The sequence below is a fragment of the Streptomyces sp. DT190 genome, from assembly GCF_049846985.1.
GTDB lineage: Bacteria > Actinomycetota > Actinomycetes > Streptomycetales > Streptomycetaceae > Streptomyces.
Window position 1 is genome coordinate 40,415 of the sequence record NZ_JBNCNM010000022.1, and the last position, 8,096, is coordinate 48,510.

Annotated in this window: 5 protein-coding genes and 1 pseudogene; 1 reads left to right on the forward strand and 5 read right to left on the reverse strand. The window is 74.0% G+C overall.

All coding sequences use genetic code 11. The features are described from left to right. Window positions 1–834 precede the first annotated feature (834 nt). From ACPXCS_RS30705 to ACPXCS_RS30725, 5 genes are all read right to left on the reverse strand, one after another. On the reverse strand, window positions 835–1,422 hold the full coding sequence (locus ACPXCS_RS30705; RefSeq protein WP_425951625.1) for a hypothetical protein: 588 nt from the start codon (window positions 1,420–1,422) through the stop codon (window positions 835–837). Between the two features lie 100 nt (window positions 1,423–1,522). Beyond that, on the reverse strand, window positions 1,523–2,767 hold the full coding sequence (locus tag ACPXCS_RS30710; protein WP_425951699.1) for an MFS transporter: 1,245 nt from the start codon (window positions 2,765–2,767) through the stop codon (window positions 1,523–1,525). A gap of 33 nt (window positions 2,768–2,800) precedes the next feature. Further along, window positions 2,801–4,234: a CitMHS family transporter gene (locus tag ACPXCS_RS30715; protein WP_425951626.1), complete on the reverse strand. Its 1,434-nt coding sequence runs from the start codon at window positions 4,232–4,234 to the stop codon at window positions 2,801–2,803. A 135-nt stretch (window positions 4,235–4,369) separates the two neighbouring features. Further along, window positions 4,370–6,637 (reverse strand): molybdopterin oxidoreductase family protein, encoded by a 2,268-nt coding sequence (locus ACPXCS_RS30720; protein WP_425951627.1) that lies wholly within the window; start codon window positions 6,635–6,637, stop codon window positions 4,370–4,372. 114 nt (window positions 6,638–6,751) lie between these two features. Further along, a complete protein-coding gene (locus ACPXCS_RS30725) occupies window positions 6,752–7,369 on the reverse strand; it encodes a TetR family transcriptional regulator (RefSeq protein WP_425951628.1) in 618 nt (205 codons plus the stop codon). Window positions 7,370–7,431: 62 nt separating this feature from the next. Between ACPXCS_RS30725 and ACPXCS_RS30730 the strand changes: the two are divergent. Continuing rightward, window positions 7,432–8,096 (forward strand): annotated as a pseudogene (locus tag ACPXCS_RS30730) (hypothetical protein); the annotation flags it as partial.

Consider the following 8,096-nt stretch of genomic DNA (forward strand, 5'->3'; position numbering starts at 1 on the left):
GCACCACGCCGGGCAACCGGTTCCGCAAACACCCCGTGCTCGGCGCCACGCCGGGCAACCGGTTCCGCAAACACCCCGTACTCGGCACCACGCCGGAAGCCCGCGTCCCGAACGACTTCAGGCCCCGCACCACGGCGTGAGCCCACGTCCCAACCGGCGACCCCAGGCCCCGCACCACGCCGCGAACCCGCGTCCCAACCGACGACCCCAGGCCCCGCACCACGCCGCGAACCAACGTCCCGACCGGCAGCCCCCGACCCGGCACCACGCCGCGAGCCCGCATCCCGACCAGCGGCCCCCGGCCCGGCACCACGCCGCGAACCCGCGTCCCGACCGGCAGCCCCCGACCCGGCACCGCGCCGCGAACCCGCGTCCCGACCAACGGCCCCCGGCCCGGCACCACGCCGGGCCAGCGAGCCGCCGATGGCTGCGCTGCCGGGCACTCGACGAGCCGTCGGGGCGCCGGCGCCTCCGGACCCGGCCCCGCGCCACTCCTCCGGAACGGCACGCGGCCCGGCCGCACGCCGGCCCTTCACCCCGGCACCGACACCGGCTCCGGTTGCGGCTCCGGTTGCGGCTCCGGATTCGACCCCGGTCCCGGAACCGCCACCGGCTCCGGATTCGACCCCGGTCCCGGTCCCGGACCCGGAACCGGCACCGGCACCCGCACCGGCCCCGAATCCGGTGGTGCCACCGCGCCGTCCGGCCGGGGCCGGGCCGTAGCCGGTCCCGGCCCGGTCCGCCGGCCCGGCGTCGAACTCGGCCCGGGCGTCACCGGTACGCGCCCCGCCCCCGCCCCGCCCTGTCCGGGCGGGGCGATCCGCGGAACGCGTCCTACGCGGCGCCATCGGGGCGGCGGCGGAGCCGGAACCAGACCGTGCCCGCGACGGCCGCGAGGCCGACGGCGGCGGCTCCCGTGACCGGCGTGAACGCCTCGCCGCGGGCGATGCCGCCCCCGCCCGCCGGCGGGCCGCCGACCGGCGTCGTCGGCTTGGAGGTCGGGCAGTCGACCTTGAACACCTTGAACTTGCCCGCCCCGTGGGCCTGGTCGGTCAGCCACGTGAGCTTGTACTGCCCGTTGGGCAGGTCCACGGCCTTGCTGCGGCCGACGCCGCTCGCGTCGGCGGTGAACGTCCCGGTGCGCGTGGCCCCGCCCGGGACCTCGGGCTGGGTCTGGATGGTCCAGTTGACCTTCTCGCCCGCGGCGAACTTGAACGCGGCGAGGTAGAAGTCGCAGACCTTCGGGTCGTTGCGCTGGTCGTCGGCCCGGGTCGTGGTGGCGTGGATCTTGAGGTCTCCGTTGTCCCCCGGGATGGGAGCGGCGACAGCGGGCACACCGCTCAGGGTGGTCCCTGCGAGGGTGAGGGCGGCGAGGACGGCGGTACGGGTGCCGGCACGGCGCGCGAGGGGTACGACGGGCATGAAGATGCCTCCAAGTCAGACGATTTTCATACAAACTCCTCGTCACCTGACTCTGTGTCACCCCACCGCCGAATGCGGTGCAGCACCGCCCGACGACACGTCAGATATCGCTCTTACGGCGCAGTGACACCCGCCGCCGGCCGGTTCTCGCCACGCCTCCCCCCGACTCGGGCGGCGCGCTCTCCCGCGACCGCAGCGCCACCCCGGCGGAGACCAGCAGCAGCACCCCCAGCATCACGAACGGCGCCGCCACCCCCGCGACCCCGGCGATCAGCCCCGCCGAGGCGGGCGCGGCGACCTGGCCGAGCCGGTTGCCCGTCAGGCGCAGCGCGAGAGCCGTGGAGCGCGCGTCCTCCGGCGAGGCCTGGACGACCGTGGTCATCGACAGCGGCTGCCCGACACCGAGGCAGAAACCGAGGAGCGCCAGCAGCACGCCGAGCGCCCACACCGGCACCGGCAGGGCGATGCCCGCGCACAGCAGGGCAGCCAGCAGGCAGGTCACGGTGAGCAGCGCCGTCCGGCCGAGCAGCCGCAGCAGGGGGGTCAGGACCAGACGGCAGGCGATGGTGGCCGCCGCACGCAGGCTGAGCAGGACGCCGATCACCGACGGCGCGATGCCGCGGTGCTCGCCGACCACCGGGAGGTAGGCGGTGAGGATGTCGGTCGCGGACAGCACCGCCAGGCTGATGAAGATGCCGGCGGGCACGCCCCGGGTGCGCAGGATGCCCCGCACGGGGACGCGTGCGCCCTTGCCGGAGCCGGACGCGGACTCGGTACGGCGGTGCTCGATGCGCCAGAGCGAGGTGAACGAGACCGCCGCCGTCGCTCCCGCCGCGAGCAGGGCCAGCGCGCTGGTGCCGGCCATGTCCTCGCCGCCGATCAGCGCGCCCGCGGCGATGGGGCCGATGAGCTGGCCCAGGGCCGCGCCGATGGTGAAGTGGCCGAAGTTGCGGTCCTGTTCGTGCGGCGCGGACTGGCGGGCGACGAGGGACTGCGAGCCGATGACGAAGCAGAGGTGGCCGAGGCCCATCACCCCGCTCCACAGCGCCATCGTCCACAGCGAGTCCGCCACGCCGCTGAGGGCGCAGCCGCCGGCGATCAGGACCACCCCGAAGGGCAGCAGGGGCGCGCATCGGCCGTGGTCGGTGCGGCGCCCGAGGGGGACGGCGGCGAACAGGGGCAGCAGCGCGTACACGCCGGCGATCACACCGACCGCCCGCTCGTCCGCGCCCAGCGCGAGGGCCCGGTAGGAGACGGCGGGCCGGGCCATCGACACCGCCCCCTGCGTGAAGGAGAAGGCGATGACGAGACGGAGCAGCCAGCCGCGGTTCCCACCGGGCCTCACGATGTCCTCCATGGGGTGTGGTCGTAGGAACGGTCAGATGATGCCGAAGAGCATGCCCGCCGCGAGGATGGCCAGGCACGTGAGGGCGGCCCACTTCACGACGAACCGGGTGTGGTCGCCGAACTCGACCTTGGCCATGCCGACCAGGACGTAGACGGCGGGCACGAGCGGGCTGGACATGTGCAGCGGCTGGCCGACCAGGGAGGCGCGGGCCATCTCCAGCGGGGAGACGCCGTGCGCGGCACCGGCCTCGGCGAGGACGGGCAGGACACCGAAGTAGAAGCCGTCGTTCGACATGAAGTAGGTCAGCGGCAGGCTCAGGATGCCGGTGACGAGGGCCATGTGCGGGCCCATGCTGCCGGGGATGACGTCCACCATCCACTTGGCCATGTGGTCGACCATGCCGGTGCCCTGCAGCACGCCGGTGAAGACGGCGGCGGCGAAGACCATGCCGGAGACGTTCAGGACGTTGTCGGCGTGTGCGGCGAGCCGGGCCTTCTGGTCGGGGATGTGCGGGAAGTTCACCGACAGGGCGAGGGCGGCGCCGAGCAGGAACAGCACCGGGATCGGGAGCAGTTCCATGATCATGGCGGTCAGCAGGCCGACCGTGAGGAGCGCGTTGAACCAGTAGAGCTTCGGGCGCAGGGTGTCCCGGTTCGGGTCGAGGCCCTGGAAGCCGTCGTCCTGCGCGGGGTCGCCCAGGCCGCCGCCGGCCTCGGGGGCGTCCGCGCCGGAGCCGGCGCCCGCGCTGCCGGCCTTGCGCATGGAGACCTTGCCGTCGCGGGAGCCGCCGGCGCCCACGAGGACCGTCTCGGTCTCCTTCTCCTCCTCCAGCACCTCGTCCAGCGTCAGCACGCCCAGCCGCCTGCGCTCGCGCACACCGAGGACGTAGGACAGGCAGAAGACGAAGAGCAGGCCGACCAGGAGCGCGGGGATCATCGGGACGAAGATGTCGCTGGCGTCGAGCTTGAGCGCGGTCGCGGCACGCGCGGTCGGGCCGCCCCAGGGCAGGGTGTTCATCACGCCGTTGGCCATGGCGGCGACACCGGTCATCACGACCAGGCTCATCTTCAGGCGCTTGTACAGCGGGTACATGGCCGAGACGGTGATCATGAAGGTGGTCGAGCCGTCGCCGTCCAGCGACACGATCGCGGCGAGCACGGCGGTGCCGACGACGATCCGCATCGGGTCGGCTTTGCAGAACTTGAGGATGCCGCGGACGATCGGGTCGAAGAGACCGACGTCGATCATCACTCCGAAGTAGACGATCGCGAACATGAGCATCGCCGCGGTGGGGGCGAGGCTGGTCACGCCGTCGATGACGTAGTCACCGAGGTTGGCGCCCTTGCCGACGAACACGCAGAACAGCGCGGGAATCAGCACGAGCGCCGCGATCGGCGACATCTTCTTCATCATGATCAGGACCAGGAAGGTCGCGATCATGGCGAAGCCGAGGATGGTCAGCATGAGTGGATACCTAACGTTCGCCCTTGAACATCCCACCAGGGCCGGCGGTGTCCGAGACGTTAGGTCCCGTCAAGCAGCGTTAACAAGACGTTGACGTGCGAGCAATAAGCGCAAAACTGCTGGTCACAGCTTTGCTCAGGTCAGAGCGCCGTGTTTTTCGGTCATCGGGGGACGTCCTGGGTCCGTCGCGGGGGCGACCTCGACGGGAACGCCGTTGAGCACGGCGTTGCCGGACAGCGGGTCGAGCATCCGGCCGTCGAGGAGCTGGTTGACGTTGACGCCGGGGTCGGCCGAGGCGTGGGCGAGGCGCGTGCCGGGGCGGTCGTGGCCCCAGCCGTGGGGCAGGCTCACCACGCCCCGGCGGACGGCGTCCGTGACCTCGGCGGGTGCGGTGACCTCTCCCCCGGCGCCCTTGACCCGCACCGGCGCCCCGTCGCGCACGCCCAGCCGCTCGGCGTCCTCGGGGTGGATGTGCAGGGTGCAGCGGTTCGAACCGCCGGTGAGGGCGGGCACGTTGTGCATCCAGCTGTTGTTCGAGCGCAGGTGCCTGCGGCCGACCAGGACGAGTCCCTCGGGGCGTTCCGTGAGGGCCGCGCGCAGGCGGGGCAGGTCGCCGGCGATCGGGCCGGGCAGCAGCTCCACCAGGCCGCTCGCGGTCTTCAGCGGCTGCGGCAGGCGGGGGCGCAGCGGGCCGAGGTCGATGCCGTGCGGGTGCGCGAGCAGTTTCTCCAGCGTGAGCCCGTCCGGCCGGGCCCCGAAGCCGTCGCCGTAGGGGCCGAGGCGGAGCATCAGGTCGAGCCGCCGCTCGGGGCCGTCGTCACCGGTGAGCCGCGCGGCGAGTTCGCGGGGGTCGCGGCCGTGCACGGGCGAGTGGGGCTCCTTGACCGCCTTGCCGAGGGTCTGGCCGACGACCATGTCGTCGACGGCTCCCGGGTCGGCCCCGTGCATGCCCGTCACGGCGAGGATCAGCCGCGCCAGGATCTCCGTCTCCGCCATGCGGCCCGGCTCCAGCGGTACGGCGGGGCGGGTGTAGCGGACCTGGTTGCGCACGGCGAGGGTGTTGAAGGCGAAGTCGTGGTGCGGGCTCTGGGAGGGCGGGGGCGGGGGCAGGACCACGTGGGCGTGGCGGGAGGTCTCGTTGAGGTACGGGTCGACGCTGACCATGAAGTCGAGCGAGGCGAGCGCCTTGTCGAGCCGGTCGCCGTCGGGCGCGGACAGCACCGGGTTGGCGGCGACGGCGATCAGCGCGCGGACCGGCTCGCCCTCCTCGGTGGCCGTGTCGATCTCCTCGGCGAGGGCCGACAGGGGCAGTTCGCCCTTCGCCTCGGGGTGCCGGCTCACCCGGGAGTGCCAGCGCCCGAGGGCGAAGCCGCGGCCGGGTCCGGCGGGGCGCGGGGTCCGGTCGGTGGCGGCCTGCGGGAAGAGGGCGCCGCCGGGACGGTCGAGGTTGCCGGTGAGGATGTTCAGTACGTCGACGAGCCAGCTGGCGAGGGTGCCGTGCGGGACGGTGCAGCTGCCGATGCGGCCGTAGACGGCGGCGGTGGGGGCGGCGGCGAGGTCACGGGCGAGGGTGCGGATGAGCCCGGCGTCGACGTCGCAGGCCCCGGCCACGGCCTCGGGGGTGAAGTCCCGCAGGGCCGCGTCCAGTTCCCCGACGCCCTGGACGTGCGGGGTGGGCCGCACGAGGTCCTCGTCGAACAGCACCCGGGCCATCGCCGCCAGCAGCAGGGCGTCGGTGCCGGGCCGTACGGCGATGTGCCGGTCGGCGAGCTTGGCGGTGCGGGTGCGCCGCGGGTCGATCACGACGAGGGTGCCGCCCCGGGCCTTGAGGGCCTTGAGCCTGCCGGGGAAGTCGGGTGCGGTGCACAGACTGCCGTTGGACTCCAGGGGGTTGGCGCCGATCAGGAGCAGGTGGTCGGTGCGGTCCAGGTCGGGCACGGGGATGGCGTTGGCGTCGCCGTAGAGCAGGCCGCTGGAGACGTGCTTGGGCATCTGGTCGACCGTGGAGGCCGTGAAGACGCTGCGGGTGCCGAGCCCGGCGAGCAGGAGCGGGGGGTAGAGGCCGCCGGCCATGGTGTGCACGTTGGGGTTGCCCAGGACGACACCGACCGCGTGCGGTCCGTGCCGCTCGACGACCGGCCGGATGCCGGCGGCGACCGCGTCGAAGGCCTCCTCCCAGGTGGCCTCGCGCAGTTCACCGTCCCGGCGTACGAGGGGGGTGCGCAGCCGGTCCGGGTCGGAGTCGACGGCGCCGAAGGAAGCGCCCTTGGGGCAGATGAACCCCTGGCTGAACACGTCGTCGCGGTCGCCGCGGGCGTGGGTGACGCGTGTCCCCTCGATGGTGAGCGTCAGGCCGCAGGTGGCCTCGCACAGGGGACAGATTCGCAGGGCGGTGCGGGACACGGGTCCTCCCGGAGGGCGGCGGCTACGGTGACGCGCTGACGCCGCCGAGCATACCGACCGGTATGCATGGAGGGGAGCCCTTTCGGCCGCGTGATGTGCCGCACGCCCTCCGGCTCAGTCGAGCGTGCGGGCCAGATAGGAGCGCAGGAGCTGCCGGGCCTCGTCGATGATCCCGGGGTCTCCCTCGGGTGCGACCCGGAAGGCCAGGTGGACGAGGGTGTCGGCGGTCTCCACGGCGACCAGGAACACCCGGCGCAGGTCCTCGTCCGGCTCGCGGTCGAGGTAGCCGGAGAGGAGTTCGGTGAGGCGGTCGGCGACATGGTGGTTCGGTTCGGCGTGACGGGCGCCGACCGGGATCTGGTTGCCGAAGTCGACGAGGGAGAAGCCGGGCGCGGTGCGCTTCATCTCCAGGTACTCGTCGAGCACGGCGTCCATGGCCTCGCGCCAGCCGCCGTCACCGGCCGTGCGCAGGCGTTCGGTGACGCGTGCGGAGTACCGCTCCAGGTTGCGCTGGGCCAGTGCGTCGGCCATCTGGCGTTTGTTGCCGAAGAAGCGGTAGACCGAGCCGATGGGGACGCCGGCCCGCTGGGCGACGGCGCGGGTGCTCAGGGCGTCGTAGCCGACCTCGTCGAGGAGGTCGGCGCAGGCGTCGAGGATCCTGGTCAGACGTTCGGCACTGCGCCGCTGCACGGGCGCACGACGGAGCGATGTCGCGGGGGGCACGGGTTTCATGATGCCCGCCCGGCCGGGTCCGGTGAAGCGCGCCCCCCGGCGGGCTGCGGAGCGTCCGGCGCGTGGCCACGCGCCCCCCGCCGGGTGTCCGCCCCGGGGGCGCGCACGCCCTGCCGGGCGCCCGGCACCCGGGCGCGGACCACCCGCCGTTCGACCGCCTCGGCCCCTTGCGGGCCCCGCGCGACGCCCACGCCCGTACCGGCCCCTTGCGGGCCCCGCGCGACGCCCACGCCCGTACCGGCCCGTTGCTGGACCCGGGCCACATCCGCGCCCGCTCTTTGCGGGATCCGCGCGGCGTTCGCGTCCGCACCGGCCCGTTGCAGGACTCGGACCACGCCCACGCCCGCACCCGCACCCGCACCCGCCCGCTGCGGAATCCGCGCCACATCCGCACCCACACCCGCCCGTTGCGGGATCCGCGCCGCATCCGCCCCCGCACCCGCGCCCGTCGGCCACTCGACCCGCGCCACGTCGGCACGCACACCCGCCCGCCGCTGGACCCCCGCCGCATCCCTGCCCGCACCCGCTTGCGGCTGGACCCCCGCCACACCCGCACCCACACCCGCCCGCTGCTGGACCCGGGCCACATCCCCACCCACACCCGCCCGTTGCCGGATCCGCGCCGCATCCGCCCCCGCACCCGCACCCGCCGGCCACTCGACCCGCGCCACGTCGGCACGCACACCCGCCCGCCGCTGGACCCCCGCCGCATCCCTGCCCGCACCCG